Annotated in this window: 26 protein-coding genes and 1 tRNA gene; 12 read left to right on the forward strand and 15 right to left on the reverse strand. The window is 69.2% G+C overall.

The features are described from left to right. Positions 1–149 precede the first annotated feature (149 nt). From ACP96_RS10355 to ACP96_RS10365, 3 genes are all read left to right on the forward strand, one after another. Positions 150–1,478, forward strand: coding sequence for an O-acetylhomoserine aminocarboxypropyltransferase/cysteine synthase family protein (locus tag ACP96_RS10355; RefSeq protein ID WP_050033249.1), 1,329 nt, complete (start codon positions 150–152; stop codon positions 1,476–1,478). 4 nt (positions 1,479–1,482) lie between these two features. After that, positions 1,483–2,784 (forward strand): homoserine O-acetyltransferase MetX, encoded by a 1,302-nt coding sequence (gene metX / locus ACP96_RS10360; RefSeq protein ID WP_050033250.1) that lies wholly within the window; start codon positions 1,483–1,485, stop codon positions 2,782–2,784. A 626-nt stretch (positions 2,785–3,410) separates the two neighbouring features. Beyond that, positions 3,411–5,063, forward strand: coding sequence for a long-chain fatty acid--CoA ligase (locus tag ACP96_RS10365; RefSeq protein WP_050025905.1), 1,653 nt, complete (start codon positions 3,411–3,413; stop codon positions 5,061–5,063). A gap of 25 nt (positions 5,064–5,088) precedes the next feature. On the opposite strand, the gene ACP96_RS10370 is transcribed toward ACP96_RS10365, so the two are convergent. Continuing rightward, a complete protein-coding gene (locus ACP96_RS10370) occupies positions 5,089–5,529 on the reverse strand; it encodes a DUF5807 family protein (protein ID WP_050033251.1) in 441 nt (146 codons plus the stop codon). A 369-nt stretch (positions 5,530–5,898) separates the two neighbouring features. Between ACP96_RS10370 and ACP96_RS10375 the strand changes: the two genes are divergently transcribed. The 3 genes from ACP96_RS10375 (at position 5,899) to ACP96_RS10385 (ending at position 9,056) form a co-directional block, all read left to right on the forward strand. Beyond that, positions 5,899–8,385: a DEAD/DEAH box helicase gene (locus tag ACP96_RS10375; protein WP_050033252.1), complete on the forward strand. Its 2,487-nt coding sequence runs from the start codon at positions 5,899–5,901 to the stop codon at positions 8,383–8,385. Positions 8,386–8,454: 69 nt separating this feature from the next. After that, complete coding sequence (locus ACP96_RS10380) at positions 8,455–8,667, forward strand: DUF7557 family protein (protein ID WP_050033253.1); 213 nt, start codon at positions 8,455–8,457, stop codon at positions 8,665–8,667. Continuing rightward, the gene (locus tag ACP96_RS10385) at positions 8,664–9,056 is read left to right on the forward strand and encodes a PIN domain-containing protein (RefSeq protein ID WP_050025897.1); all 393 of its coding nucleotides are present in this window, start codon (positions 8,664–8,666) and stop codon (positions 9,054–9,056) included. Before ACP96_RS10380 ends, ACP96_RS10385 begins: the two co-directional genes overlap by 4 nt. A 6-nt stretch (positions 9,057–9,062) precedes the next feature. On the opposite strand, the gene ACP96_RS10390 is transcribed toward ACP96_RS10385, so the two are convergent. Together ACP96_RS10390 and ACP96_RS10395 are read right to left on the reverse strand one after the other, a co-directional pair. Next, positions 9,063–10,151: a molybdopterin-dependent oxidoreductase gene (locus tag ACP96_RS10390; RefSeq protein WP_050033254.1), complete on the reverse strand. Its 1,089-nt coding sequence runs from the start codon at positions 10,149–10,151 to the stop codon at positions 9,063–9,065. Positions 10,152–10,219: 68 nt separating this feature from the next. After that, on the reverse strand, positions 10,220–11,047 hold the full coding sequence (locus ACP96_RS10395) for an MBL fold metallo-hydrolase (RefSeq protein WP_050033255.1): 828 nt from the start codon (positions 11,045–11,047) through the stop codon (positions 10,220–10,222). A 92-nt stretch (positions 11,048–11,139) separates the two neighbouring features. On the opposite strand from ACP96_RS10395, the gene ACP96_RS10400 reads away from it, so the two are divergent. Further along, on the forward strand, positions 11,140–12,180 hold the full coding sequence (locus tag ACP96_RS10400; RefSeq protein ID WP_050033256.1) for a succinylglutamate desuccinylase/aspartoacylase family protein: 1,041 nt from the start codon (positions 11,140–11,142) through the stop codon (positions 12,178–12,180). 32 nt (positions 12,181–12,212) lie between these two features. Here the strand turns inward: ACP96_RS10400 and ACP96_RS10405 are convergent, their stop codons facing one another. The 3 genes from ACP96_RS10405 to ACP96_RS10415 form a co-directional block, all read right to left on the reverse strand. Beyond that, the gene (locus ACP96_RS10405) at positions 12,213–12,722 is read right to left on the reverse strand and encodes a Tfx family DNA-binding protein (protein WP_050033257.1); all 510 of its coding nucleotides are present in this window, start codon (positions 12,720–12,722) and stop codon (positions 12,213–12,215) included. Positions 12,723–12,867: 145 nt separating this feature from the next. Then, positions 12,868–13,365, reverse strand: a complete 498-nt coding sequence (locus ACP96_RS10410; RefSeq protein ID WP_050033258.1) for a TRAM domain-containing protein — start codon at positions 13,363–13,365, stop codon at positions 12,868–12,870. Between the two features lie 126 nt (positions 13,366–13,491). Next, on the reverse strand, positions 13,492–13,839 hold the full coding sequence (locus ACP96_RS10415) for a hypothetical protein (protein WP_050033259.1): 348 nt from the start codon (positions 13,837–13,839) through the stop codon (positions 13,492–13,494). A gap of 100 nt (positions 13,840–13,939) precedes the next feature. Between ACP96_RS10415 and ACP96_RS10420 the strand changes: the two genes are divergently transcribed. Next, positions 13,940–14,188 carry a hypothetical protein gene (locus tag ACP96_RS10420; RefSeq protein ID WP_050033260.1) on the forward strand — a complete coding sequence of 83 codons (249 nt, stop codon included), beginning with the start codon at positions 13,940–13,942 and terminating at the stop codon, positions 14,186–14,188. After that, complete coding sequence (locus ACP96_RS10425) at positions 14,185–15,027, forward strand: BKACE family enzyme (protein ID WP_050033261.1); 843 nt, start codon at positions 14,185–14,187, stop codon at positions 15,025–15,027. The genes ACP96_RS10420 and ACP96_RS10425 overlap by 4 nt, the downstream gene beginning before the upstream one ends. A gap of 83 nt (positions 15,028–15,110) precedes the next feature. Here the strand turns inward: ACP96_RS10425 and ACP96_RS10430 are convergent, their stop codons facing one another. Then, entirely contained in the window at positions 15,111–16,049 is a 939-nt protein-coding gene (locus tag ACP96_RS10430) for an NAD-dependent epimerase/dehydratase family protein (RefSeq protein ID WP_050033262.1), read from the reverse strand. A 95-nt stretch (positions 16,050–16,144) separates the two neighbouring features. Between ACP96_RS10430 and htpX the strand changes: the two genes are divergently transcribed. After that, a complete protein-coding gene (gene htpX / locus ACP96_RS10435) occupies positions 16,145–17,014 on the forward strand; it encodes a zinc metalloprotease HtpX (RefSeq protein WP_050033263.1) in 870 nt (289 codons plus the stop codon). 134 nt (positions 17,015–17,148) lie between these two features. Here htpX and ACP96_RS10440 read toward each other — a convergent pair whose 3' ends face one another. From ACP96_RS10440 to ACP96_RS10470, 7 genes are all read right to left on the reverse strand, one after another. After that, positions 17,149–18,309: an acyl-CoA dehydrogenase family protein gene (locus ACP96_RS10440; protein ID WP_050033264.1), complete on the reverse strand. Its 1,161-nt coding sequence runs from the start codon at positions 18,307–18,309 to the stop codon at positions 17,149–17,151. Between the two features lie 233 nt (positions 18,310–18,542). Then, positions 18,543–18,896, reverse strand: a complete 354-nt coding sequence (locus tag ACP96_RS10445; RefSeq protein WP_050025288.1) for a DUF7126 family protein — start codon at positions 18,894–18,896, stop codon at positions 18,543–18,545. Further along, complete coding sequence (gene guaA / locus ACP96_RS10450; protein ID WP_050033265.1) at positions 18,896–19,813, reverse strand: glutamine-hydrolyzing GMP synthase; 918 nt, start codon at positions 19,811–19,813, stop codon at positions 18,896–18,898. The genes ACP96_RS10445 and guaA overlap by 1 nt, the downstream gene beginning before the upstream one ends. Then, a complete protein-coding gene (locus tag ACP96_RS10455) occupies positions 19,814–21,469 on the reverse strand; it encodes a CTP synthase (RefSeq protein ID WP_050033266.1) in 1,656 nt (551 codons plus the stop codon). Positions 21,470–22,093: 624 nt separating this feature from the next. Continuing rightward, positions 22,094–22,177, reverse strand: a tRNA-Leu gene (locus ACP96_RS10460). 30 nt (positions 22,178–22,207) lie between these two features. Continuing rightward, entirely contained in the window at positions 22,208–23,287 is a 1,080-nt protein-coding gene (locus ACP96_RS10465) for a PAS domain-containing sensor histidine kinase (protein WP_050033267.1), read from the reverse strand. A gap of 91 nt (positions 23,288–23,378) precedes the next feature. Then, the gene (locus tag ACP96_RS10470) at positions 23,379–24,272 is read right to left on the reverse strand and encodes a DMT family transporter (protein WP_050033268.1); all 894 of its coding nucleotides are present in this window, start codon (positions 24,270–24,272) and stop codon (positions 23,379–23,381) included. Positions 24,273–24,395: 123 nt separating this feature from the next. Between ACP96_RS10470 and ACP96_RS10475 the strand changes: the two genes are divergently transcribed. Then, positions 24,396–24,965 (forward strand): DUF309 domain-containing protein, encoded by a 570-nt coding sequence (locus ACP96_RS10475; protein WP_050033269.1) that lies wholly within the window; start codon positions 24,396–24,398, stop codon positions 24,963–24,965. A 72-nt stretch (positions 24,966–25,037) separates the two neighbouring features. Continuing rightward, entirely contained in the window at positions 25,038–25,841 is an 804-nt protein-coding gene (locus ACP96_RS10480) for a succinylglutamate desuccinylase/aspartoacylase domain-containing protein (protein WP_050033270.1), read from the forward strand. Positions 25,842–25,859: 18 nt separating this feature from the next. Here ACP96_RS10480 and ACP96_RS10485 read toward each other — a convergent pair whose 3' ends face one another. Then, a complete protein-coding gene (locus ACP96_RS10485; protein ID WP_050025279.1) occupies positions 25,860–26,258 on the reverse strand; it encodes a cupin domain-containing protein in 399 nt (132 codons plus the stop codon). Positions 26,259–26,309 lie beyond the last annotated feature (51 nt).

Raw genomic sequence — 26,309 nt, forward strand, 5'->3', positions numbered from 1 at the left:
TTGGCTCCCGACCGGGGATAAACTCACGCTTCGGCCGACCACCCGGTGGGGCCCGCCGCGTGCCCCTCCTCCGGCACTTCGACGCAGGCCGAGGCATCACTTGCCGTAACTGACGGTTATAGATATTTGTAGATATATGCACTACACACATGACACGTGGGTTCAACACCCGGAGTCTCCACGCCGGCGCCGAGGCCGATCCGGCGACCGGGTCGCGCGCGACCCCGATCCACCAGACGACCTCCTACGTCTTCGACGACGCGGACACGGCGGCGGAGCTGTACGCGCTCCGGGCGGAGGGGCACGTCTACTCCCGGCTCTCAAACCCGACGGTGAGCGTCCTCGAAGACCGGATCGCCGACCTCTCGGGCGGGTCCGACGCCGTCGCGACCGGCTCGGGGATGGCCGCACTCGACACGATAACGACGGTGCTCGCGAGCGCGGGCGACAACATCGTCGCCAGCTCCGAGATGTACGGCGGCACGGCCGCGTACCTCACGAGCATCGCGAACCGCCGCGGGATCGAGGCGCGGCTCGTCGACACCCTCGACGACGAGGCGTACGCGGACGTCATCGACGAGGACACCGCGTTCGTCCATGTGGAGACGGTCGCCAACCCCTCGCTCGTCACGCCCGACTTCGAGCGGCTCGCCGAGATCGCCCACGACCACGCGGTCCCGCTTGTGGTCGACAACACGTTCGCGACCCCCTATCTCTGTCGCCCGTTCGAGCACGGCGCCGACATCGTCTGGGAGTCGACGACGAAGTGGATCACGGGCAACGGGACGACGGTCGGCGGCGTCGTCGTCGACGGCGGGCAGTTCCCGTGGGACCATCCCGACGCCGACTACGACGAGCTCGACGGCCAGTCGCCGGCCTACCCGATCGACTTCGTCGAGCAGTTCGGCGACGCCGCTTTCGCCAACGTCGCCCGCCAGCGCGGGGTCCGGCCGACCGGCGGCCAGCAGTCGCCCTTCGACGCGTGGCAGACGATCCAGGGGCTCAACACGCTCCCGCTCCGGATGGAGCGCCACTGCGAGAACGCCCGGAGCGTCGCCGAGTTCCTCCGCGACGACGACCGGGTCGACTGGGTGGCGTACCCCGGCTTCGAGGACCACGAGAGCCACGGCAACGCCGCCGAGTACCTCGACGGCTACGGCGGGATGGTCACCTTCGGGGTCGACGGCGGCTACGAGGCCGCCAAGACGTTCTGCGAGGCGGTCGACCTGACGAGCTTCCTCGCGAACATCGGGGACGCGAAGACGCTCGTCATCCACCCGGCGTCGACCACGCACGCGCAGATGGACGAGACCCAACAGCGCCTCGCCGGCGTCTACCCGGAGATGCTCCGGCTCTCCGTCGGGATCGAGGACGCGGACGACGTGATCGCCGACCTCGACGCGGGACTGACCGCGGGCGAGCGCGCCGCGACGGAGCGAGCCGAAACCGAGGAGCCGGCGAACGGGGGAGGGGCGTGAACCGATGAGCGCCGTCCCGACAGACCACGGCGTCGCCTCGCTCGGCGAGTTCACCTTCGAGTGCGGGCAGTCGGTCCCCGACCTGGAAGTCGCCTACGAGACCCACGGCGAGTTCGACGGCGACAACGTCGTGTTGGTGTGTCACGCGCTCACCGGCAGCCAGAACGTCGCCCGGTCGCCCGCCCCGGAGCGCGACGAGGAGACTCGCGGGGCCGGACAGGCCGGGCAGGCCCGCGCGTGGTGGGACGACATCGTCGGCCCGGGGAAGGCAATCGACACGACCGAGTACTACGTCGTCTGCGCGAACGTCCCCGGCTCCTGTTACGGCACCACTGGCCCGACGAGCGAGCGCCCCGCCGACCTCGACCTCCCCGACGAGCCCGATCACGACCGGTGGGGAACCTCCTTCCCGCCGGTGCAGGTCGAGGACTGGGCGCGCGCGCAGCGCCGCCTGCTGGACCACCTCGGCGTGGGCCGGCTCCGGGCCGTCGTCGGCGGGAGCGTCGGCGGGATGAACGCCCTGGAGTGGGCGAAGCGCTACCCGGACGACGTCGACCGGGTGGTCGCCATCGCGACCGCGGGGCGCCTCGACGCGCAGTGCCTCGCGCTCGACGCGGTCGCTCGGCGGGCGATCCGCGCGGACTCGAACTGGAACGGGGGCGACTACTACGGCGAGGACCGTCCCTCGCCCGACGAGGGGCTCGCCTTGGCCCGCCAAATCGGCCACATCATGTACCTCTCGAAGGCGTCGATGGAGCGGAAGTTCGGGCGACGCTCCGCCGGTCGCGACTCGCTGACGCGCGAGGAGGGCGACCTCGGGCTCCCGCCGGAGCCGACGGCGGCCTTCTTCCCCTACCGCGAGGTGGAGTCGTATCTCGACTATCAGGCCGAGGGGTTCAGCCAGCGGTTCGACGCCAACAGCTACCTCTACCTCACGCGCGCGATGGACGAGTACGACCTCGCGGCGGGACACGGCACCGACGCCGACGCGCTCGGCGCCTTCGACGGGGAGGCGCTCCTGTTGAGCTTCACCGCCGACTGGCACTTCACCGTCGAGCAGTCGTCGTCGCTCGCCGACGCGTTCCGCGCCGGCGACGCCCCGGTCGCCCACCACGTGATCGACTCCGACCACGGCCACGACGCGTTCCTCGTCGAGCCCGAACACGTCGGGCCGCCCCTCCGCGACTTCCTCGCGGAGGGGGTCGAGGGGCGGGCGGTCTCCGACGACAGCGGCGGCGACCGAGACGAGTCCGTGCGTCCCGAGTCAGACCACGCGCCGGTCCACGCGAGCCTTTTTAAGGGATAGCTGACGCTTTTAAAGATAGCTGACGCTTTTAAAAAGAGCCGATGTGCGGTGGCGTCGCCGGCGCTACGCGCCGGCTGCAAGCGAGAGCTTCGCTCTCGCCCCGCGCGCCTCCGAGCGCCCTGATAAGGGCGCGAGTAGAGAGAGACCGAAGGTCTCTCTGACAGCCGGCGGCGAAGCCGCCGGCGAGAGCGTCGCGCGAGGGACGCGGTGAGCGCTCGCAGAGCGCGAACCGCGAGGCTGGGGAGGCGTGAGGTGCTGTGCGGTTGCGGACGGGTGGGACTCAAAGGGGCAGTCGCCGGCGGCTTCGCCGCCGGCTGCCAGAGGCGCGAAGCGCCTCGCTGCCGTGAGGATGGCGCAGGCGACGTAAGCACCACAGGAACGAGCGCAGCGAGTGACGAGGAGCGCAGCGAGCGTGCGTCATCCTCACGGCTGGGGCTTTGGAGGTGTTCGCCGTCGATCCGGAATCAACCGTTTATAAGCGAGCGGGTGGGGCTTTGGTGCCTTCACCGTCGATCCGGTATCGGCTGTTTATGAGTGAGCAGGTGAGCCGTCGAGGTCTCTCTGACACAACTATAACGATCAACCATGACAACGTTCATAGTTCTCGGCTCCGTGGTGTGTGAGGTATGCCCGGTGGACACTCCCAGACCCTGCGACCGTTCCTGTGGCGCGCGGAAAAACTGTACGGCGACACCGAGATCGTCTCCCGGACTCACGAGGGGCGCACGCGACACACCTATTCCGAGTACGCCGACCGAACCGCACAGCTCGCGAACGCCCTAGACGAGTACGGGATCGACCGCGGTGACCGGATCGCGACGTTCTGCTGGAACCACACGCGCCACTTCGAGACGTACTTCGGCGTCCCGAACACCGGTGCGCAGCTTCACACGATCAACCCGCTCCTACCCGACGAGCACATCCAGTACATCGTCGAGGACGCCGCCGACGAGATAATCTTCGTCGACGCGTCGCTGGCGCCGAAGCTCGCTGGCGCTGCGGAGGGAGCAGCGGAGTTCGACGACGTCGACTTCGTCTCCATGGGATCCGATGAGATCGACGCGCTCGACGCGACACCCTACGAGGAGTTCATCGCCGGCCACTCGACCGACTACGACTGGCCGGACCTCGACGGCGACCAGCCCGCCGGGCTCTGTTACACCTCCGGCACCACGGGGAAGCCGAAGGGCGTCGAGTACACCCAGTCGATGCTGTGGAGCCACACGATGGCCTCCCAGACGCCGCAGGGGATCCCGATGGAGGACTCCGACGTGGTCATGCCTGTCGTCCCCATGTTCCACGTCAACGCGTGGGGGATGCCGTTCACCGCGACCGCAGCGGGCGCGAAACACGTCTACCCCGGTCCCTCGCCCGACCCAGCCGACCTCGCCGCCCTCATCGAGGAGGAGGGCGTGACGGTCTCCGCGGGCGTGCCGACGGTGTGGCTCGGGCTCCAGGAGTACGTCACGGAGGGGAACGACGTCGACCTCTCGACGCTCGACACCGTGATCGTCGGCGGCGCGGCCGCGCCGCAGTCGCTGATCGAGTGGTACGACGACCGCGGGGTCGAGGTGCTCCACGCGTGGGGGATGACCGAGCTGTCGCCGATCGGCACCGTCTCGCATCTCACGAACGACCTACGGGACGCCGACTACGAGACGCAGGTCGACAAGCGCTCGAAACAGGGGCTCGTCGTCCCCGGGCTGGAGTTCGAGGTGATCGACGAGGACGGCGAGGAGATCCCGTGGGACGGCGAGGCGTTCGGCGAGCTCCGGATCCGCGGCCCGTGGGTGACTCAGGAGTACTTCGCGCGCCCCGACGCCAGCGAGGAGGGGTTCGAGGACGGCTGGCTGAAGACCGGCGACGTGGTCACCGTCGACGAGGACGGCTACCTCCAGCTCGTCGACCGGACGAAAGACGTGATCAAGTCGGGCGGCGAGTGGATCTCCAGCGTCGAACTGGAGAACGCGATCATGGCCTATGACGGCGTCAGCGAGGCGACCGTAGTCGGCGTCCCGCACGAGCGCTGGCAAGAGCGCCCCGTCGCGTTCGTCGTCGCGGCCGACAGCGTCGACCGCGACGCCTTAGTCGAGGAGATCGAGGCCGGGCTCCGCGAGGAGTACCCGAAGTGGTGGGTGCCCGACGCGGTGGAGTTCATCGACGAGGTGCCGAAGACCGCGACCGGCAAGTTCTCGAAGAAGGACCTCCGGGAGCGGTACGCCGACCAGTCGCTCGTCGAGGGATCGGTGCCGGAAGACGACGCGCCCGAGGGGGAGTAGGACCTCGTCCGGAGAGAATCCGCTCTCAGTCGTCGCGGTCGCCGACGACCCACTTGTGCGAGTAACTCTCGCCGCAGGTGCAGTGGGCGTACGCGTGAACCACGTCGCCCTCGGCGTAGAGGCCGCCGACCTCCTCGTTTTGTGCCTCCGCGAACGCGAAGACGAACTGGACTTCGTGGTCGTCGTCGGGGGTCTCCTCGGCGACGGGGCACGCCCCGTCGTCGAGCGCACGGGCGATCTCCCCTTCGGCGCCCATGGCCGTCTTCGCGAACTCCATCGCTCCCATGCCCGTGCCGGCCTCGAACGCGGAGCGACCGGTCTCGCCGTCGAGGATCAGCCGGACCCCGCCGTCGGTCTCGGTGCCGACGTTCCGGAGCCGGGAGTCGTCGTCGAGATACGCGTCGCTCAGGTAGAAGACCACGTCGTCGAGCCGCTCGCCGGCGAGGAACTCGTCGAGTTTGCTCATGCCGACCCGAGGCGCGTGAGCGGTAAAAAGCGTGCGAGTCGCGGTAGGTCGGGGCGCCTCGTACCGATGCGAATCGCCGCCGACGCCCGACGCCGGACGTCCGACGCAATCCCCGCCGCGACGCCCCGCCTAATATATGATTTTTGATAACTCGTGTGGAATCGGGATAACTGTTAATACGTACCACTGAGATCCGTCGCCTAATGAGTGCGCAGACACCATCCGGAGAACGACTCGTCGAGTGGGCACAGCTGGTCGACGAGAATGTCCCGGACGAGGTTCGAGAGGCCCGAGAGGAGCGGTCCGGCGACTGTTAACTTTCACCCCGCTTCGCGAAGGCTTTAGGCCGGTGCCGGCCAAGAGCCGTCGATGGCGACCGAGGCCGCCGGCATCGATAGACCCCTGCTCGTCGACGACTTCCTCCAGCGACGCCGCTACCAGCTCCAGCTGGCCGACGCCGCCGCCGACGAACACACCCTCGTCTGTCTCCCGACCGGCCTCGGCAAGACGACGGTCAGCCTGCTCGTCACCGCCGAGCGTCTCAACGAGGCGGGCGGGAAGGCGCTCTTCTTGGCCCCCACCAAACCCCTTGTCCAGCAGCACGCCGACTTCTACCGCGAGGCGCTACAGATTCCGGACGACGATATCGTCGTGTTCACCGGCGACGTGAAGCCGGACGACCGCGCCGCGCTCTGGGACGACGCGCGGATCGTGATCGCGACCCCGCAGGTCGTCGAGAACGATCTCGTCGGCAACCGGATCTCGCTTCGCGACGTGACCCACTGCACTTTCGACGAGTGCCACCGCGCGACGGGCGACTACGCGTACGTCTACATCGCGGAGCGCTACCATGCCGACGCGGCCGACCCGCTCGTCACGGGGATGTCGGCCTCGCCCGGCGGCGACACCGAGGAGATCGAGACGGTCTGCGAGAACCTCGGGCTCGCGAACGTCGAGGTGATGACCGAGGCGGACGCCGACGTCGACGAGTACACCCACGACACCGACGTGCAGTGGGAGCAGGTGACGCTCCCCGACGAGGTATTAGACATCCGCGACGCGCTCAACGAGGTGATCACCGACCGGCTGGAGAAGCTGAAGTCGCTGGGCGTGACGAACACGACGAACCCCGACCTCTCGCAGAAGGACCTCAACAAGATGCGGGGGCAGCTGAAGCAGATGATGGACAACGACCAGTCGGACGGGTACAAGGGGATGAGCACCCACGCCGAGGTGATGAAGCTCCGCCGCGCGACCGAACTGGTCGAGACGCAGTCGGTCGAGTCCGTCCGGCGCTACTTCGAGCGCCAGCGCGAGGCCGCCCGGTCGTCGGGCGCCTCGAAGGCGAGCCAGCGCATGGTCGCGGACCCCAAAGTGAGAGAAGCGATGCGGAAGGCCGAGTCGTTCGACGGGCTCCACCCGAAGTTCTCGAAGGCCCGGATCCTCTTGGCCGAAACCCTCGGGATCAACGAGGGCGAGCGCGCCATCCTGTTCACGGAGTCCCGCGACACCGCCGAGGCGCTCGTGGAGTTCCTCTCCGCCAGCTTCGACGTCCGCAAGTTCGTCGGGCAGGGCGACAAGGAGGGATCCGACGGGATGAGCCAGAAGCAACAACAGGAGACGCTCGACGAGTTCAAGGCCGGCAAGTTCGAGGTGCTCGTCTCAACGTCGGTCGCGGAGGAGGGGCTCGACGTGCCCGAGGTCGATCTGGTCTGCTTCTACGAGCCGGTTCCGACCGCGATCCGCTCGATCCAGCGCAAGGGCCGGACCGGCCGGCAGGCCGAGGGGAAGGTCGTCGTCCTGATGGCCGAGGACACCCGCGACGAGGCGTTCTTCTGGATCTCGCGCCGCCGCGAGAAGAAGATGGCCAGCCAGCTGACCGAGCTGAAGGAGGCCACCGACGACATCGAAGAAACCGTTGGCGACGACGGGCAGGCCGGCCTCGACGCGTTCTCTGGGGGATCTGCCGAGGACGATGTCGGTGCGAAAGCCGACGAGAGCTCGCCCGACAGCGACGAGAATAGCGCCGACGCTGACGACAGCGACGACACCGACGACACCGGCGACGCCGGTCTCACCGACTTCGCGGAAGAGGCACAAAACGGGAGCAGGACGAGCGACGATGCTGACGAGGCGAGCGACGAGGTCGAAGCGAACGACACCGACAGCGACGACGACGCTGTCGTCGCCACCGCCGGCGTCGACGAGGGCGTCGAGGTCGTCGTCGACCAGCGCGAGCTCGACTCCACCATCGCGAAGGACCTCTCGACGCGCGACGGGCTCGTCACCCGGCTGGAGACGCTCGCGGTCGGCGACTACGTGCTCTCCGACCGCGTCGCCGTCGAGCGCAAGTCGGCGGCGGACTTCGTCGACTCGATGCTCGACTCCGATCGGTCGATGTTCGAGCAGGTCGGCGAGCTCTCGCGGGCGTACGCCCGCCCCGTGATGGTCGTCGAGGGGACGAACCTCTACGGCCAGCGCGACATCGACCCGAACGCGATTCGCGGCGCGCTCGCGTCGCTCGCCGTCGACTTCGACGTGAGCGTCCTCCGCACCGAGGGCGAGGAAGACACCACCGAACTGCTCGCGACCATCGCCAAGCGAGAGCAGGAGACGCGCGACCGCGAGGTGAGCGTCCACGGCGAGAAGACGACGAAGACCCGCGCGGAACAACAGGAGTACGTCGTCTCCTCCATCGCCGACATCGGGCCGGTCACCGCGCGCACCCTGCTGGAGCACTTCGGCACCGTGGAGGCCGTGATGACCGCACCCGAGGACGACTTACTGGAGGTCGACGGCGTCGGCCCGGTGACCGCGGAGCGCATCCGCGAGGTCGTCGGGAGCGAGTACGAGTAGCTTCGATCGACGGTACGAACGGAAACAGCGGCGAAAGGATCATGTATACGAGGTAGTATACGAGAAGACATGAGCAAGAGCATCCGCGTCGACGAGGAGACACACGCCGCGCTCGCGTCGCTGAAAGGCGACGACGAGACCTTCGACGATCTGCTGACGCGGTTGCTTCGCGAGCGCCGCGAGGAGATCCGGTCCGGGGCCGGTCTGTGGGAGGGAAGTGACGCGCCTGAGCGCGCCCGAGAGAAACGCCGGGAGATGAAACGCGGGGTCGACTCGCGGTGACCCTATACGACAGTAGCGTCCTCATCGATTACCTCGCGGGACGGTCCCCCGCCGTCGAATACGTCGAGTCTCACGCCGACGAGCGTGCGGTCGCACCGCCGCTCGTGCTGTTCGAAGTGTATCAAGGAGAGGTGTTCAAGTCGGGATCGACAGACCTCGGCGCGGTCGACGAGGCGCTGGACTGGATAGATGTGATCGACACGTCGGCGGCAGTCGCTCGTGAAGCGGCGGTACTTCAGGATGCGCTCCGTGATCGGGGAGATCCCCTCGCGGCCCGCGACGCTTTCATCGCGGGGGCCGCCGTCGCACAGGACGAACGGCTCGCCGTGTCGGACACCGACTTCGACGTCGACGGGATCCGTGACGCTCTCGACGTCGATTTCGTCTGAGGAGGCTCAGTCGAACCCGCTCACCAGCGTCACGACCCACTGGCCGAGATCGTACTCCGCCCGGACCTCCACGCACGTCACCCACTTCACCCACTGGAACCCCCGGCGATCGGGCGCGACCAGCCGCGCGGGCGCGCCGTGGCCGTGGCTCAGTCGCTCGCCGCCGACGTGGGTCGCGAGCAGCACGTCCTCGGCCTCGTCGAGCGGGAGGCTCCAGCGGTAGCCCGTCACCGACGTGAACCGGACGTAGGCCGCATCGGCGTCGGTTCCCCCGGCCGCGTCGAGCAGGTCGCCGACGCGGGTCCCGCCCCACTCCTGAACCGTGTACCACCCGCTGGTGCAGTCGAGCAGCGCCTCGGTTTCGTGGCCGGCGGCGAGTTCGTCGGCGGTCAGATCGACCGGCTCGCTCACGAGTCCGTCAACCGTCAGCCGATAGTCGTCCCGGTCGATCGGGGCGGGGTCGTCGGCGACCCACGAGGTGATCGGGAACGCGGCGTTCCCCTCACCCTCCCGCGGCTGCGACCCGGTGAATCGCCGATCTGCGCCGGCGATGTCGAGCAGGTCGTTGACGCCCTGCTGGAGGCGGTACGTCGCCGCCCCCGCGGCCAGCAGGACGGTGTATCGGACCGCGGTTCGGCGGCGCTCGAAGTCGACCCGCCGGGAGGGCCGGAACCGGGTCGCTGCGTGCGCGGCCACGAGCGGGACCAAGGCGAGCCCGAACCCGACGTGGACGGAGAGGAGCGTCCAGTACGAGAGCCGCACGTCGAGCCCGAACACCCACGCGATTCCGGTCGCGAGCGCACCGAGCGCGGCGACGAGCGTCAGGACGGACAGCGCGGTCGACGGCTGCCAGAGGCCGGGGTCCGTGAGCCGGTGGCGGACCCGCGCGAGCTTCCACGCGAGCAGGGCGATAATTCCGATTCCGAGCGCACGGTGGAACCAGAAGAGCGGCCATCCTTCGGGAACGCTGACGGTAAAGGAGACCAGCCCCGTCGCCGCCTCGGCGACAACGAACGCGAACAGCGACCAGTCGACCGCGCGCGGCGGCGGCTCGAACCGGTCGAGCGCCTCGCCGATCAGGGATCGCGCACCCATCTCGCCTGTGGTACGTGCTACCGAGACAAAAGGACACAGCTCGAACGCCCCGCGCTGCCGATCGCCGGCTACAGCTCGTACTCCTCGCCGTCCACCGCCAGCGGCTCCTCGAACGCCTCGTCGGGCGGGTAGTAGTGCGCGAGGTGGACGAGCCGGGTGCGCTCGGCGTTCAGCTCGTCGGCGAGCGCGAGCGCGCCCTCCCGAGTCATGTGTTTCGAACCGAACGTGCGGGGCACGCCGTCGGGCCCCTCGTGACGCCCGCCGATCGGGTGGTGCTCGCAGAGCGACGCCGGGACGATGGCGTCGGCGAGCAGAAGGTCCGGATCAGCGAGCGCCTCGCGGGACCGCTCCGGGATGTCGTAGCTCGTGTCGCCCGTCAGCGAGAGCTTGGCTCCCGTCTCAGGGTCCTCGATCACGACGCCGAAACAGAGCAGCGGCGGGTGGTCGACAGGGACGAACCGGACCTCGAACCCGCACGTCTCGAAGGGCTCGAACGGGTCGCGGGAGTGGACGCCGATCCGATCTTCGAGGTAGTCGTACTTGTCGCGGATCGTCTCCGCGACGCTCTCGTCGGTGGCAGGGTCGGTCTCCGACGGCGCGTGGACCGGGAGCCCGTCGACGATTCGATAGACGTTGCCGAGCCCGTCGAGGTGGTCGAAGTGGATGTGCGTCACGAGCCCGGCGTCGGGCACCGAGACGTCGTTGTCGAGGAACTGGCTCCGGAAGTCGGGGCTGAAGTCGACGAGCAGCGACTCGCCCGTGCGCTCGTTGGCGACGTGGACCGAGAATCGCGAGCGCGACACCCCCCGCTCGCGCGCCGCGGCGCAGGTGTCGCAGTCGCAGCCGACGGTCGGCGTCCCGGTCGTGTCGCCGGTGCCGAGGAGGGTGACCCGCATCTCGGGTCGGGATCGACGGCCCACCGACTTAGCGTCCGTGATCGACCCACGCCCGCCCCGATATATAAGCACGTCAGGCGCGACGCTCCGGTATGCACGACGCTCGCGACCTCGTTCTCGCGCGGCTCCCCTCGGGAGTCCGGATCCGCACGACCGTTCACGTCTACGGCGAGGGGCGTCTCGTCGACGGCCCGGACGGGCCCGAACTCGGAGTTCCCGCCGACGGCGGCCCGGTCGTCTACGCGCAGGCGGCCCAGCACGGCCGGGAGGTGAACGGGACGGCGGTCCTCCGACGGCTCCACGAGCGGCTGGCTGAGGCCGGCGAGGGCGCGGCTGGCGAGGACGCGGTCGACGCGGAGCTCGAAGGCACCCTCGTCACCGTCCCGGTCGCCGACCCGCTCACCTTCGACCGCGTCTCGTACACCACGCCGGAGTCGCTCGACGCGATCCACTCGAACATGAACCGCTGCTGGCCCGGCGACGCCGACGGGACCCTCCACGAGCGAATGGCGGCCAGCCTCTGGACCTTCGCGAGCGCGGCGGACGCGGTGGTCGACCTCCACACCGGGTCGCCCGCGATGCTCACTCACGCGGTGTACATGCGCGACGACGCGGCCTGCCGAGGCCTCGCGGAGGCGTTCGGCACCGACCTCCTGCTCGCGGAAGCGGCGGGAGACGAGGCGGACGCCGAATGGTCCGAGCGCGGCTTCGCGGGCAAACTCCGCGTCGCCGCCACCCGCGAGGGGGTCCCGACGATTACCCCCGAACTCGCGCACAGCCGCGAGATCGTCCCCGGGGCGGTCGATATCGGCGTCAGGGGGATGATCGGCGTGCTCCGGCACGAGGGGCTCCTGTCGGACAACCCCGCGCCGTGGAACGGCACGGTTGCGCGGAACCACCTCGGGCGCGTCGAGGCCGCGGACTCCGGGCTGTTCACCCCGGATCGGGGCCTGTCGATCGGCGACGAGGTCGAAGCGGGCGACCGGCTCGGCGTCGTTCACGACCCCGCGACGTTCGAGCCGCTCCAGACCGCCGCGGCCGACCGCGACGGGATCGTCTACTCGATCGCCCGCGAGGCGACCGTGACCGCGGGCGCGACGCTCGTGGGCGTGGCCGAGCGACTGGAAGAGTGATCTGCGGTCGGAGAGAGGGTTCCGCTACCGGATCAGGGCTGCCGCACTCGGATCTGTCCGTTCGCGTCGACGGTGACGAAGAGCCGGTCGCGCACCTCGCGTCCGCGGACCGCGTCGCCCGCGCGGTCGCCGATCGTCTTCATCAGGTCGGGCGCGGTCTGGTTCACCTTCACGCCCGCCTCGTCGCAGGCGTCGTACACACGCTTCGGCGCGTCGTAGAGATCGGTCCCCGCCTCGATCTCGACGCGGACCGGCGCTGCGAGCGCCTCCGCGAACGCGACCGTCTCGCGGGCGCTCGCCACGTTGTCGCGGGCACTGGCCTCGACGCTGGAGACGTTCGCGCGAGAGGTGCCGAGCCGGTCCGCGATGTCGGACTGGCGGAGCCCCCGCTCCCGAAGAGCCAGCACCTCGGCCTGCCGGTGGGTGAGGACGCTCTCGTCCGCGTCGAATCCCGCGCGCTCCAACAGCGTCGCGGCGTCGACGTCGTCGGGGTCAGGCACGGTGTCGGGATCGGATCCGGGAGCCCCGTCGTCTGCGACCATACACGATGTCAGGGGATGCGCGCTCAAAAAACGGGGGTTTCGGTGGGGGTCGGAAAGGAGGAGAACGGAACGGGACCTGGGGCGGCGGCGGCGGATCGGTAACGTCCGGACTGTCCGTGGGGTGGGGCCGTCTCCGGGATGCGGCCTACTTGCCCCAGAAGTTCTCGCGGCTGCCGAGCCGCTCGCGGTCGGGGCGGTCGCGGCGGCGATCGCCCTCCTCGTCTTCTTCGTCGGCATCCGCGTCGGTCTCGCCGGTGTCGTCGGTGTCGTCGCCGTCGCCCTCCGCGCCCTCGTCCGCCTCCGGATCGTCGGGGAGGCGCTCGACGACCTCTTCCGCGGTCGCGTGGCTCGACTTCACCCGGTGGATCCGGACCTCGGCGCGCGCCGGGGGGAGCAGGCCGTCGACGAGGACGATGAAGCCGTCGTCGGTACGCCCCACGCCGGCGCCGCTCTCGTGGATGTCGTCGACCTCGACGACGACTTCCTCACCGGGCTGGACCGGCTGCTGTTTCAGCTCGTAAATGGGCATGTCGTAGTGGTTACACCACTCCGCGCCCCCCTTGTTGCCGTAGTGTTGACACCCCATCCCCTCGATTCGTTCGTCGAAACTGGGGCAGTCGTCGGCGAGTGGACAGTCCGCCATACCGTAGGGGAGACCGGCCGCCATTGAAACGTTTTCGACTGGGCGGCCGTCGTATCCGGCATATCGGCCGCTCATCCGGGTGAGCGGCGGCTGGTTCGGTGTATTCGGCGACCCCTCACCCCCGGCTCACAAGAATTCCCGGACCTCCGAGTACCACATGTCGTGGTGGTCGACAGCGCCGACCGCGTCCGCCACGTCGACCGCGATCGCGTGCCAGCAGCGCTCGGAAGGGTCGTCGGCGTCGAGGTTGTACGTCGCGTCCGCGCAGTTGCACTCGCCGTCTTCGACGACGTACTCGTCGTCGTGGCCGACGACGACGGTGAAATCGCGGTAACGCTTCACGCGCCCCTCGCCGACCGCCTCGATGGCGCGCTGCCCGCGGTCGCCGTGTTCGTCGACGACGGCCGCGGCGATCGGGCCGGTGAGCTCCCCGGCCTCCGCGATCGCCGCCTGCCAGTCGTCGACTGGCTCCATGTCGCTCCCTTTTCGGGCGTTCGGTTAAACACCGTCGGTCAGGACGGGCCTCTCCCGCCCCGACGCGTGGTTTCAAGCCGCTCGCCCGCCTCCGTCCGCTATGGCTGAGTCGTGTCCACACTTGGCGTATCGCGAGGCGGGCGAGGGGCGGTCGTTCGACGAGCCCCGCGCGTTCTGTACCGTGACGGAGTCGTTCGTCCAGCCCATGCGCGCCGACATCTGTAACGCGCGGTACGGCCTCGATCCGGCGGCGGACTGCGAGTTCTACGTCGAATCGGAGGCGGGATCGGAGACGGAGCCGGCGTCGGAGTCGTCTGACGAGAGCGAGACCGTCGACGCCGACCGATGACCTACGACGACTACCGCGACGGGAAGCCGGTCGTCATCACCGCGGCGCTGACGGGCGGCGTCCACGGGAAAGAGGCGCACCCGGACCTCCCGGAGACCCCCGAGGAGATCGCGGCGGCCGCGGCCGCCTGCGAGGACGCGGGCGCGAGCGTCCTCCACCTGCACGCACGCCGCGACGACGGCGAGCGCGCCTTCTCGACCGAGCGCTTTCAGGAAGTCGCCGACGCGGTCCGCGACGCCACCGACGACGCCGTCCTCCAGCACTCCACCGGCGGGACGGGCGCGCCGGACGCCCTCCGACACGAGCCACTCCGGACTGACCCGGCTCCCGAGATGGCGTCGCTCGACATGGGACCGCTCAACCGCTACGAGCGGCTCACCTCGGAGAACACCCGCGGACTGGTGGCGTCGCTGCACGCGGAGATGCGGGAGCGCGGGATCAAGCCCGAACTGGAGGTGTTCAACGACGGCCACCTCAACGAGTCGCTGGCGATCCTCGACGATCTGGCGGACCCGCCGTACCTCAACTTCCTGTTCGGCGGCGGGACCACGTCGCCGCCGCATCCACGAAACCTGATGAACCGGGTCGAGATACTGCCCGAGGGCGTCGAGTTCAACGTGATCGGGTTCGGGCCGCACCAGCTCCCGCTGACGACGCAGTCGATCCTCCTCGGGGGCCACGTCCGCGTCGGACTTGAGGACAACCGGTACTACGAGAAAGGCGAACTGGCGACGAACGAACAGCTGGTGGCGCGAGCGGCGCGGATCGCCGAGGAGCTGGGTCGACCCGTATCGACGCCGGCGGAAAACCGGGAGATGCTGGGGTTGCGTGGCCGATGACTCTGCGGCGACCATTTCCAACGGCCCAGTCGCCGGCGGCTTCGCCGCCGCACTGAGCGTTTATAAGTGACTTTCCCCGCTGTCTATCGCTCGAACAGCGTCGGCTCGGGAACGTCCGCGGCCGCCGCCTTCCGCCACGACCGGCTCGGTTTCCACCCGAACAGCCGCTTCGCCTTCTCGATCGCGTAGGCGCCTCGGTCGTCGCCCTCGGCGAGCGCGCTCCCGTCGACCGCGCAGTCGTCCGGAATTTCGCCGTACGACTCGCGCAGCAGGTCGAGCAGGGGGCGACCGAGCGCGTTGTCGGCCGCGACGCAGTTGACGGCCTCGTGGGTTCCGGACGGGACGGCCGGGTCCGACCCCGCCGTGCCCGCGAGCGCGGCGGCGACGAGGTCGGCGCCGTCGCGGGCGTCGACGTACGACCAGAAGTTGCCGGCGCCCGCGTCGAGGTCGTCGACGTAGCCGTCGCTCCGACAGGCGTACTCGCCGGGGAACTGGATCCACGAGGGTCGGATCGAGACCGCCGGAACGTCATCGCGGCGAGCGACCGCTCCCGCGGCCGCCTCCGCGGTCACCTTCGAGAGCCCGTAGGGGTCCTCGGGCCGGAGGGGGTGCTCCTCGGTGATCGGGAGTTCGTCGGGGAACGGCGTCGGGTCGGCGAAGAAGAAGCCGTACGCGCCGTCGCTCGAGGCCTGCACGATCCGGGCGTCCGCGCGGCCGGCGGCGTCGAGGACGTTCTTCGCGGCGCCGACGTTCGTCTCGAACACCCGGCCGTCGGGGTGGGTGCCGGCGACGGGGATCGCGGCCCAGTGGACGACGGCGTCGGGGTCGACGGCGTGGACGGTGTCGAGCGCCTCGCCGCGGTCGGCGAGGTCGGCGGCGCGGAACGAGACGTGCGGGGCCGGGTCGGCGTCCGGACCGGGGCGCTCGTAGTCGACAACGACGACCTCGTAGTCGCCCGCGAGCCGGTCGACGACCCAGCGCCCGGAGGCGCCGCGGCCGCCGGTGACGAGAACCGTTTCCATGCGTGCGGGTGGCTAGGGCGGGGGAAAAGCGCTCCGTCGTCGGCCGATCCCCCGCTCCCGGCAGCCTTTAATCGGGCGAGCGGTAAAATACGGGTATGGAATGGAAGACCGACTGGGGACTCCGTGGACGGATGGCGTTCACGATGTTCCTCCTCTTCGCCCTCTACGTCGTGTTCGTCGGCGCGCTGACCGTGTATTTCGGTGACTTCCTGTTCCCGCTGATCATGCTCGGCGGGTTCTCGATCGCCCAGTACTTCTTCAGCGACAAACTGGCGCTCCGGAGCATGGGCGCCCGCGAGGTGAGCGCCGACGAGTACCCGGACCTCCACCGCCGGGTCGAGCGGCTGAGCCAGCAGGCCGACCTCCCGAAGCCGACGATCGCGGTCGCCGACACGCAGGTACCGAACGCGTTCGCGACCGGCCGGAACAAGAAGAACGCGACCGTCGCCGTGACGACCGGACTGCTCCGGGCGCTCGACGACGACGAGCTCGACGGCGTGCTCGCACACGAGCTCGCCCACGTGAAGAACCGCGACGTGATGGTGATGACCATCGCGTCGTTCCTCTCGACCATCGCCTTCTTCATCGTGCGGTGGGGGTGGCTGTTCAGCGGCGACAACCGCCAGGGCGCGCCCGTCATCGTCGCGATCCTCGTCTCCATCGTCGTGTGGGTGATTTCGTTCCTGCTCATCCGCGCGCTCTCGCGGTACCGCGAGTACTCCGCCGACCGCGGCGCGGCGCTGATCACGGGGAAACCCGGCGCGCTCGCGTCCGCGCTGATGACGATCGACGGCCGGATGGACCGCGTGCCGAAGGAGGACCTGCGCGAGGAGGCGGAGATGAACGCGTTCTTCATCATCCCGATCAAGGCGGGATTCGTCGGCAAGATCGCCTCGACGCACCCCTCGACGGAGAACCGGATCGAGCGGCTCCGCGACCTAGAGCGCGAAATGGAAACGGCCTGACCGACCGAACTCCGGGAGAGGCACTACCCGTCGTCGCGTCACCGCGTTTTGCGGAGACCGGCCGGGGCGACGGGGTGAGAGGGCAGGTAGCCCGGCAGAGCGGCGGGGGCGGGAGAGGGGGGAGACCGGCGGCGCTACTGGTACGCCGGGATCCCGGTGAGGTCCTCGCCGAGGATCAGCGTGTGGATGTCGTGGGTGCCCTCGTAGGTGTACACCGTCTCCATGTTCGTCATGTGACGCATCGGCGAGTAGTCGGCCGTGATCCCGTTGCCGCCGAGCATCTCGCGGGCGATCCGCGACTGGTCGCGGGCGGTGCGGACGTTGTTGCGCTTGGCCATCGAGACGTGTTGCGGCCGCATCTCGCCGGCCTCTTTGAGCTCCGCGAGCCGGTGCGCGAGGAGCTGCGCCAGCGTGATCTGCGTCGCCATCTCCGCGAGCTTCTGCTGTTGCATCTGGAAGCCGCCGATCGGCTTCCCGAACTGCTCGCGGTCGGTGGCGTACTCGCAGGCGACCTCGAAGCAGTCCGCCGCCGCGCCGACCGCGCCCCACGCGATGCCGTAGCGGGCCTGCGTCAGGCACGACAGCGGGCCCTTCATCCCCTCGACCCCGGGCAGCCGGTTCTCCTTCGGAACGCGGACGTTCTGGAGGCTGATCTCGCCCGTGATCGACGCGCGCAGGCTGAGCTTCTCGTCGATCTTGTTTGTGGTGACGCCGTCGCGGTCGGTCTCGACGAGGAACCCGCGGACAGGGGTGTCTGCCGCGCCGTGGTCCTTGGCCCAGACGACGGCGACGTCCGCGATCGGAGAGTTCGTGATCCACGACTTCGAGCCGTTGAGGACGTACTCGTCGCCGTCCGGCTCGGCCATCGTCTCCATCGCGGAGGGGTTCGAGCCGTGCTCCGGCTCGGTGAGCCCGAAGCAGCCGACGGCCTCGCCGGTGCCGAGCTTCGGGAGCCACTCCTCCTTCTGCGCGTCGCTGCCGAACGCGTAGATCGGGTACATCACCAGCGCGCCCTGGACACTCGCCATCGACCGAAGCCCGGAGTCACACGCCTCCAGCTCGCGCATCAGCAGACCGTAGGCGGTCTCGCTGACGCCCGGCAGGCCGTACCCCTCCAAGTTCGGGGCGTAAAATCCCATCTCGCCCATCTTCGGGATGAGATCGGTCGGGAACGTGCCCTCGATCCAGTGGTGACCGATGTCGTCGATCTCCCCGTCGATGAACGACCGAGCGGAGTCGACGAGCAGCCGCTCCTCCTCGGACAGGGTCGACTCCATGTCGAAGTAATCGAGCATACGACCAGAAGGGATCCTAAGGATAAATAACTACACTCAGCGGTGCCGAAGCGTCGGAACCGGCAGTGACGGTCGTGATTCAGCGACAGGTCGAGGGCTGTGACCGTCGGAGACGGCACCGAAAGGCGGACACCGGACGCGTCGCGGAGGCGACCGGATAGCCCTCGGCGGATCTCACGGGAGAGGCGTCTCATCGACCAGTTTCGGGGAGAGAGTCGGCCGCTTGGACGCGCCTACTCCGCCCGGTCGGCGGCGCCGTCGACCAGCTCTTCGGCGACGGTCGCGGCGTCCATCAGGGCCGGGTCGATCGCGAGGTCGGCGACGCCGGCGACGAACTCCGGCAGCGACCGTTCCGCGTACGTCACCGCGAGGACGTCCGGGTTCAGCTCCTTGGCGATCGGAATGCCGGTCGCCTCCTCCACGTCGGTGAGGACGAAGTAGGCAGCTTCGGCGATCCCGGCCTCGGAGAGCGTGTCGGCGGTGACGAGCCCCTCGATGCGACGGATCTCGACGCCGAGGTCCGCGAGCTCCTCGCCGAGCCCGTGCTCGTCGGAGCCGGCGACGACGGCGATAGATTGGTCCGTCATCACTCGTACTCGATCGTCGCGGGCGGTTTGTGGGTCACGTCGTAGACGACGCGGGCCACGTCCTCGTTCTCGCCCGTGATCCGGCTCTGGATGCGCTGGAGGGTGCTCCAGTCGAGCTCCTGCGCCCGAGCGGTCATCCCGTCGCGGCTCTCGACCGAGCGAACGGCGACGACCCAGCCGTGCACGCGGTTGTCGCCCTTGACACCGGTGGCCTTCCCGAGCACCGCGGCGAACGCCTGCCACGGGTCGTACTCCTCCAGCTCCTCCTCGACGACGTGGGTCGCCTCGCGGGCGACCGCGGCCTTCTCAGGGGTGACCTCGCCGACGATCCGGACGGCGAGCCCGGGACCGGGGAACGGCATGCGCTCGGAGATGATCTCCTCGAGGCCGAGCGCGCGGGCGACCTCGCGGACCTCGTCCTTGTAGAGGTCGCGGACGGGCTCGACGATCCCCTCGAAGTCGACGACATCGGGGAGCCCGCCGACGTTGTGGTGCGACTTGATGTTCCCCTCTGACTCGATGCGGTCGGGGTAGATCGTCCCCTGCACGAGGTAGTCGGCGCCCACGTCGCGGGCGACCGTCTCGAACTCGTCGATGAACCCCTCGCCGATCACGTGGCGCTTCTCCTCGGGGTCGGTGACGCCCGCGAGCCGGTCGAAGAAGCGTTCCTGCGCCTCGATCACGCGCAGCGACTCCATGAAGTCGAAGGTGTCGCGGATCTCCGTTGTCTCCCCTTTCCGCATCAGTCCCGTGTCGACGTAGACGGGGGTGAGCTGGTCGCCCACCGCCTCGTACGCGAGCGTCGCCGCGACCGAGGAGTCGACGCCGCCCGACAGGGCGATCACGGCGTTCGCGTCGCCGATCGCCTCCCTGATCTCCGCTTTCGCTTCCGCGATGAATTCCTCCGTCTCGACCATCTATAGCCTCACGTCCGCGTTCCGCTCGGTTGTGTCCGTCGATCCCAGCGCCGCCTCGACGAGCGCGACGAACGGGGGACTCGCGCGGTCCGGCCGCGACCGGAATTCGGGGTGCGCCTGCGTGCCGAAGAAGAACGGGTGGTCCGGACGCTCTAAGATCTCCATCCGGTTGTCTGCCCGGCCAGAGAACGTGAGGCCGTCGGCCTCCAGCTCGTCGATGTACTCGGGATTCACCTCGTAGCGGTGGCGATGGCGCTCGGTACAGGAGTCGGCGTCGTACACCCGCGCCGCGAGCGTGTCGGGTTGAATGTCGGTCTCGTGGGCGCCGAGCCGCATCGTGCCGCCCATGTCTTCGGTTTCGTACTGATCGGGGAGAAGATCGATGACCGGGTGGGGAGTGTCGGGATCGATCTCCGCGGAGTGGGCGTCTTGGAGGCCGAGCACGTTGCGCGCGTGCTCGACGACCGCCATCTGGAAGCCGAGGCAGAGCCCGAGGAAGGGCACGTCGTTCTCGCGGGCGTACCGGACCGCCTCGATCTTCCCGTCCGTACCGCGGGAGCCGAAGCCGCCGGGGACGACAACGGCGTCCGCCTCGGCGAGACGCTCCTCGTGGCGGTCCGTCGTCTCGTCGGCGTCGACCCACAGCACGTTCACCTCGGTCTGGGTGTGGATCCCGGCGTGTTTCAGCGCCTCGTGGATCGACATGTACGCGTCCTCTAAGGCGTACTTGCCGACGAGCGCAACGTCGATCTCCTCCTCCCGGTCGCGGGTGACCAGCTCGCGCCACTCCGTGGACCGCTCCGCCTTCGGGAGCGCCTCGTCGGCGAGCCCGAGCCGCTCCATCACGTGCTCGTCGAGCCCCTCGTCTTCGACCATCAGCGGGACGTGGTAGATGTCCTCGACGTCGGGGTTCGAGAAGACGGCGTCGGTGGGAACGTCGCAGAATAAGGCGATCTTCTCCTTCGTCTCCGGCTCCAGCCGGTCCTCGGAGCGCCCGACCAGGATGTCGGGCTGGAGGCCGATCGACCGCAGCTCCTTCACCGAGTGCTGGGTCGGCTTCGTCTTCTGCTCGCCGTTCTTCGAGTAGGGGACCAAGGTGACGTGGGTGAAGAGGATGTCCTCGTCGTCCTCCTCGTGGGCGAACTGCCGGAGCGCTTCGAGGAAGGGCATCGACTCGATGTCCCCGACCGTCCCGCCGATCTCGATCAGACAGACGTCGCTCCCCTCGGCGGCCTCCCGGATGCGCCGCTTGATGTCGTCGGTGACGTGCGGGATGATCTGGACGGTCTTGCCGAGGTAGTCGCCGGCGCGTTCGCGCTCGATGACGTGCTGGTAGGTCTTCCCCGTGGTGACGTTGTGGTCGAACGTCATGTCGGTGCCGAGGAAGCGCTCGTAGTTGCCCAAGTCGAGGTCGACCTCGCCGCCGTCCTTGAGGACGTACACCTCACCGTGCTCGTACGGGTTCATCGTCCCGGCGTCGACGTTGAGATAGGGGTCCACCTTCACGGCGGTGACGTCGAAGCCCGCGTTCGCGAGAAGACGCCCGGTGCTGGCGGCGGTGATACCCTTGCCCAGTCCGGACATCACCCCGCCCGTGACGAACACGAACTTCCGACCCAGCGAGGGGTCGTACCCGGTGTCGGGATCCGTTGGCATATCGACCGTCCGTCAGGGGCCGGCAAAACCGTTTCGGACCCTTCGTTTCGGGTGGACGTTCGTGACGTTTGGGCGGGGACGCGTAGAGTGGTGGGCGCGACGTGATCGGTGTCGGGAGCGGTCCGCGTTTTCGCCGCGATCGAGTCCGCGATCGGCGTCGGGCTGGCGGTCGTGGCGTTGGCCGGGTGTGTGCGGGGGCGATCGCTTATAAATGGTTACTGGCAGTGGATCCGCGGTGACACCTCCAAAGCCCCAGCCCGCACCGCGACCGCACCTCTCGCCTCCCCAGCCTCGTCGCTGGCGCCTTATAAGGCGCCAGCGACTCCCTCGCGGACTCCTCGTGGCCGCCAGAGGCGGCCACTCGGAGGCGCGCCACCGCATCGTGTGGTTGGACTCAGCGATCGAGATGACTAGTCGCCACTCTCGATCCCGTTTATAAATAGCCGACGCTGGGCGAGTTCGAGTGAAGTTTTGCGAGGGAAGAGCGCTCCGAGAGCGTCTTCCGCATCACGGGGGTGGACCCCGGCGATGCGAGGGGAGGGATTTGAACCACGGTCGCGCCAGAGGCGCTCCCTGATTCAAATCCCGCCCTCGTTGTGCATTCGCGCGTTGTGGACGCGCTCATGCGAGGGGAGGGATTTGAACCCACGGACCTCTACAGGAGCGGAGCTTGAATCCGCCGCCGTTTCCGGGCTTGGCTACCCTCGCACGCGGCCGTGAGTTCGACACCCCAGCCCTTTATCTCGTCGGTTCCGCGCCGACGAGGCGAGCCTCGAAGCCGCCACCGGGCGACTCGCCGATCTCCAGCGCCCACCCGTGTGCGGCCGCGACGCGCTCGACGATGGCGAGCCCGATCCCCGTGCCGCCGTCGTTCGAGACGCCGAACTCGGTCACGTCGCCGCGCTCGTCCGCCGGAATCCCCGGCCCGTCGTCGGCGACGTAGATCCCGCGGTCGTCGACGCCGACCCGGATCTCGGGCGCGTCCCCGGCGTGGTCGAACGCGTTCCCGAGCAGGTTCCCGATCGCCCGACGGAGTAGGTCTCGATCGGCCGCGACCGGGCCGGGATCTTCGACGACGAGCGTCGCGCCAGCCGGCGGGTCGCCGAAGTCGCCCGACTCCCAGCAGTCGGTCGCGAGCGCGTCGAGATCGACCGCTTCGAGATCGACCTCGATCGCCGCGGGCTCCCTAGCCATCACGAGCGCCTCGTCGATCAGCGCCTCGATCCGGTCGAGCGCGTCCTCGGCGGGGTCGAGCCGGTCGAGGTCCTCGGTGTCTCGGGCCAGCGTCAGGTACCCGCGCGCGACGGAGAGCGGGTTCTTGAGGTCGTGCGAGAGGAACCCCGCGATGCGTTCGAGCCGCTCGTTGAGCCGCGCCAGTTCGCGTTCGCGCTCGACGCGCTCCGTCACGTCGCGGATCACGCCGACGGCGCCGACCACCTCGCAGTTGGGACCGTCGTCACCTTCGGAACTTCCGTCGAGGTTCTCGGTCAGCGGCGTGAGCCGCGTCTCGGTCGTGACCGTCGACCCGTCGCCGAGCGTCGTCGTCAACTGGACGCGCTCGTCGGCGGACTCGCCCGCGAGCACGGGCTCCGCGGCGGCGCGGAAGCACTCGCCGGTCGATTCGTCCCAGTACCCCTCAGCGACCACGCGCTCGGGGTGTTTCCCGAGGAGAATCTCGTCGCCGAACTCCGTCACCTCCCGGAGCCGGTCGTTGACGAACACGCGGTTCCGGTCCGCGTCGAGGACGTAGGCGCCGTCGCCGAGCGCGGAAACGATCGACTCGGCATATCTCTGACCGGGATCCGCGTCGCGGTTCATGGAGACGCTTCGGTTCCCCACGTAAGGTGTTTTGGGGGTCGTCTCGCGTCCTTCGCGACTCGCCTGCGGACCCACCCTGGCCGTCCCGGCCTCACAGCGCGATCATCCCGACGCCGACGACCGCGAGTAGGGCCGCGACGAGCCGGAGCCGGAAGTAGCGCTCGCCGAGGATCACCCCGCCGAGCACGACGGCGACGATCGCCTGCGTGTTGATCACGGGAGAGGCGACACTCGCGGGTAGCGCCGCGAACGCGACCGTGGTCAGGTGCTCGCCGAGCGCGACCAGGGCGCCGCCGGCGACGAACTTCGGCGCGTCGTCGCGCGTCACGCTCGGCGGGTTCCGGAGCGCGCCCGGGAACAACACGAGCGTCACGCCGGCGAGCAACAGGGGCACCCACAGCGTCCCGGGGATCGCGAGCTCCTGGAGCGCCACCCGTTTTCCGAGGTCGGCGACGGCGTAGCACGCCGCGCTCACCAGCGCGAGCTGGGCCGGCCGCGAGCGGACGGCACCAACCAGCGGCGCGAGCAGGTCTCCCGGTTCGTAGTTGGCGACGTACACGGCCGCGGTGGCGACGACGACCCCGGCCACCTGTATCGGCGCGAGCACCTCGCCGAGCAGCAGAACCTCCAGCGGGAGCACGAACATCGGGACGACCTTGTTGATCGGCGTCACGTACGACACGTCGCCCTCGTCGATCGCCCGGAGGAAGAGCACGAAGGCGGCCGCGGTCGCCGCCGCGGTCCCGGCGACGACGGCGACGGCAGCGGGGTCCACGCCGACCGCCGCTTGGGCAATAGCTCCGATTCCGCCGGCAGCGAAGTCGTTCGTCGCGACGGTGACCGGGAGGAACCACGCGATCGCCGAGACGTTGATCAGCACCGTGAGCCCGGCGGGCGGATATCCGGAGAAGGAGAGCTTGAGCACGAAGATGTAGGTCCCCCAGACGACCGCGGCACCGATCGCGGAGAGGAGGCCGGCGTCCATTGCCCGAGTCGACGCCGGGCGGGGGAAAGAAGCGTTCGATCCGACTGGGCCGACCGCCGCGAAGGGTCGCCGCTTCCTCTTCCCCGCGAAACGGTTAGGTCGCTGGGGGCGCGACCCGTGCCCATGGACGAGCACACCCGCGATCCCGGCGTCGCCCCGCCGCTTGGGAACCCGACCGGGTGGCAGGCGACGGGCGAGGGCGGCGCTGAGGAGGGCGCCGTGAGCGAGGGCACGGCGGACGACGACCCCGCCGCCGACACCCGGATCGCCGGCGGCCACTGGGAGCACGCCACGCTCCGGCGGGCGACCGAGCACGGCGTCCGGCTGTTCAACGCCGGCGAGTACCACGAGTCGCACGACTGCTTCGAATCTGAGTGGTACAACTACGGCAGCGGCACCGCCGAGAGCGCCTTCCTCCACGGGATGGTGCAGGTCGCGGCGGGCGCGTACAAGCGCGTCGACTTCGGGAACGACGACGGGATGCGGTCGCTGTTCGAGACCGCACTGGAGTACCTCCGCGGGCTCCCGGGCGACTTCTACGGGGTCGACCTCGACGATGTCCGGGCGACGCTTCGGGCCGCGCTCGACGACCCGACCGCCATCGACGGGTGGAAAATCGCCATCGACGGCGCCCGCCCCGAGGCGTATCCGGCCGACTACGAGTACGCGGAGCGAATCGACGAGGAGCACTGAGCCGCACTAGCGACACCGTCCGGGGTGTCCGCGATCCGAACGCCACTTATCGGCGGGCCTCCTTTCGGTCGTATGGACGTTCACGATCTGGGCGAGGGGGAGCCGGAGGTCGCGGTCGTCGGCGCGATCCACGGCGACGAGCCCTGCGGCGCCCGCGCAGTCCGACGGCTCCTCGACGCCGACCTCGACGTTGAGCGCCCGGTCCGGCTGATTCTCGCCAACGAGGAGGCCCTCGACGCCGAGGTCCGCTACCTCGACGCCGACCTCAACCGGTCGTTCCCCGGCGATCCCGACGCGGAGGCGCACGAGGAGCGGCTCGCCGCCGAGGTGCTCGACGCGCTCGACGGCTGTACCACGCTCGCGATCCACTCGACGCAGTCGTACGCCGAGCCGTTCGCTGTCGTCGACTCGATGGACGAGGTCGCCCGCGCGGTCGCCCCGCACCTCCCGGTCGACGCCGTGATCCAGACCGACGCGTTCACCGAGGGGCGGCTCATCGAACACCCGCACACGCTGGAGGTGGAGGCCGGCCTGCAGGGGTCGGACGGCGCCGCCGACAACGCCTACTGGCTCTCGCGAGCCTTCTTGGCAGCGACCGGCGTCACCCCCGCTCCAGGCGCCGAAGACGTGATCGACGCCGGCGGGCGCGAGGACGTGGCGGTGTTCCGGCTCCGCGAACGGATCCCCAAGCCGGACGCCGAGGTGTACGAGGTGTTCGCGCGCAACTTCGAGCGCGTCGAGGCCGGGGAGCCGTTCGCGGCCGCCGACGACGAGCAGCTCCGCGCCGACGAACCCTTCTACCCCGTGTTGCTGTCGCCGTACGGCTACCGCGACCAGTTCGGCTACGTCGCGGACCGCGTCGGGACGATCGAGTGAGCGGCGGGAGCGAGACGGCTACTCGACCAGTTCGATCTCGTCGTCGCCGTTCGGCACCGCGCAGATGAACGCCCCCGGCTCCTCGCTCTCGTTCCGGTACCAGTGTTCGACGCCCGCCGGAATGAGAAGGGCGTCGCCGGGGGCGACGACGCGCTCTTCCTCGCCGATTCCGACGACGTACTCGCCGGCGAGCACGTACTGCTCGTGTTCGACCGCGTTCGTGTGGCGCGGGACCGCGGCGCCGGGAGCAAGTTCGAACCGCCGCATCGCGAAGTTCGGGGCGCCGTCCGACTCGTCGAGGAGGACGCCCTTCCGGAGCCCGTCGGCGGCGTCGACCGATTCGTACTCGATCTCGTCGCCGCGCTTCAGGACAGGAGCCGGTCCCGCGGTCGCCGCGTCGTCGGTGGTGTCTCGCATACCGACCGATCGCCGGCCGACATCTTATAAACGACGGCGCCCGTCGCCCCG

It is taken from the genome of Halorubrum halophilum (assembly GCF_000739595.1).
GTDB classification, from domain to species: Archaea; Halobacteriota; Halobacteria; order Halobacteriales; family Haloferacaceae; genus Halorubrum; species Halorubrum halophilum.

Bases quoted from the DNA above. Each gene is read 5' to 3' on its own strand.
- ACP96_RS10420 (WP_050033260.1), top strand. From the start codon at position 13,940: ATGGCTGAGTCGTGTCCACACTTGGCGTATCGCGAGGCGGGCGAGGGG.
- ACP96_RS10355 (WP_050033249.1), top strand. From the start codon at position 150: ATGACACGTGGGTTCAACACCCGGAGTCTCCACGCCGGCGCCGAGGCC.
- ACP96_RS10380 (WP_050033253.1), top strand. From the start codon at position 8,455: ATGAGCAAGAGCATCCGCGTCGACGAGGAGACACACGCCGCGCTCGCG.
- ACP96_RS10430 (WP_050033262.1), bottom strand. From the start codon at position 16,049: ATGGAAACGGTTCTCGTCACCGGCGGCCGCGGCGCCTCCGGGCGCTGG.
- metX (WP_050033250.1), top strand. From the start codon at position 1,483: ATGAGCGCCGTCCCGACAGACCACGGCGTCGCCTCGCTCGGCGAGTTC.
- ACP96_RS10485 (WP_050025279.1), bottom strand. From the start codon at position 26,258: ATGCGAGACACCACCGACGACGCGGCGACCGCGGGACCGGCTCCTGTC.
- ACP96_RS10395 (WP_050033255.1), bottom strand. From the start codon at position 11,047: ATGCGGGTCACCCTCCTCGGCACCGGCGACACGACCGGGACGCCGACC.
- ACP96_RS10405 (WP_050033257.1), bottom strand. From the start codon at position 12,722: ATGGTCGCAGACGACGGGGCTCCCGGATCCGATCCCGACACCGTGCCT.
- ACP96_RS10445 (WP_050025288.1), bottom strand. From the start codon at position 18,896: ATGACGGACCAATCTATCGCCGTCGTCGCCGGCTCCGACGAGCACGGG.
- ACP96_RS10390 (WP_050033254.1), bottom strand. From the start codon at position 10,151: ATGGGTGCGCGATCCCTGATCGGCGAGGCGCTCGACCGGTTCGAGCCG.
- guaA (WP_050033265.1), bottom strand. From the start codon at position 19,813: ATGGTCGAGACGGAGGAATTCATCGCGGAAGCGAAAGCGGAGATCAGG.
- ACP96_RS10400 (WP_050033256.1), top strand. From the start codon at position 11,140: ATGCACGACGCTCGCGACCTCGTTCTCGCGCGGCTCCCCTCGGGAGTC.
- ACP96_RS10425 (WP_050033261.1), top strand. From the start codon at position 14,185: ATGACCTACGACGACTACCGCGACGGGAAGCCGGTCGTCATCACCGCG.
- ACP96_RS10365 (WP_050025905.1), top strand. From the start codon at position 3,411: ATGCCCGGTGGACACTCCCAGACCCTGCGACCGTTCCTGTGGCGCGCG.
- ACP96_RS10410 (WP_050033258.1), bottom strand. From the start codon at position 13,365: ATGGCGGACTGTCCACTCGCCGACGACTGCCCCAGTTTCGACGAACGA.
- ACP96_RS10375 (WP_050033252.1), top strand. From the start codon at position 5,899: ATGGCGACCGAGGCCGCCGGCATCGATAGACCCCTGCTCGTCGACGAC.
- ACP96_RS10480 (WP_050033270.1), top strand. From the start codon at position 25,038: ATGGACGTTCACGATCTGGGCGAGGGGGAGCCGGAGGTCGCGGTCGTC.
- ACP96_RS10475 (WP_050033269.1), top strand. From the start codon at position 24,396: ATGGACGAGCACACCCGCGATCCCGGCGTCGCCCCGCCGCTTGGGAAC.
- ACP96_RS10370 (WP_050033251.1), bottom strand. From the start codon at position 5,529: ATGAGCAAACTCGACGAGTTCCTCGCCGGCGAGCGGCTCGACGACGTG.
- ACP96_RS10455 (WP_050033266.1), bottom strand. From the start codon at position 21,469: ATGCCAACGGATCCCGACACCGGGTACGACCCCTCGCTGGGTCGGAAG.
- ACP96_RS10470 (WP_050033268.1), bottom strand. From the start codon at position 24,272: ATGGACGCCGGCCTCCTCTCCGCGATCGGTGCCGCGGTCGTCTGGGGG.
- htpX (WP_050033263.1), top strand. From the start codon at position 16,145: ATGGAATGGAAGACCGACTGGGGACTCCGTGGACGGATGGCGTTCACG.
- ACP96_RS10415 (WP_050033259.1), bottom strand. From the start codon at position 13,839: ATGGAGCCAGTCGACGACTGGCAGGCGGCGATCGCGGAGGCCGGGGAG.
- ACP96_RS10465 (WP_050033267.1), bottom strand. From the start codon at position 23,287: ATGAACCGCGACGCGGATCCCGGTCAGAGATATGCCGAGTCGATCGTT.
- ACP96_RS10440 (WP_050033264.1), bottom strand. From the start codon at position 18,309: ATGCTCGATTACTTCGACATGGAGTCGACCCTGTCCGAGGAGGAGCGG.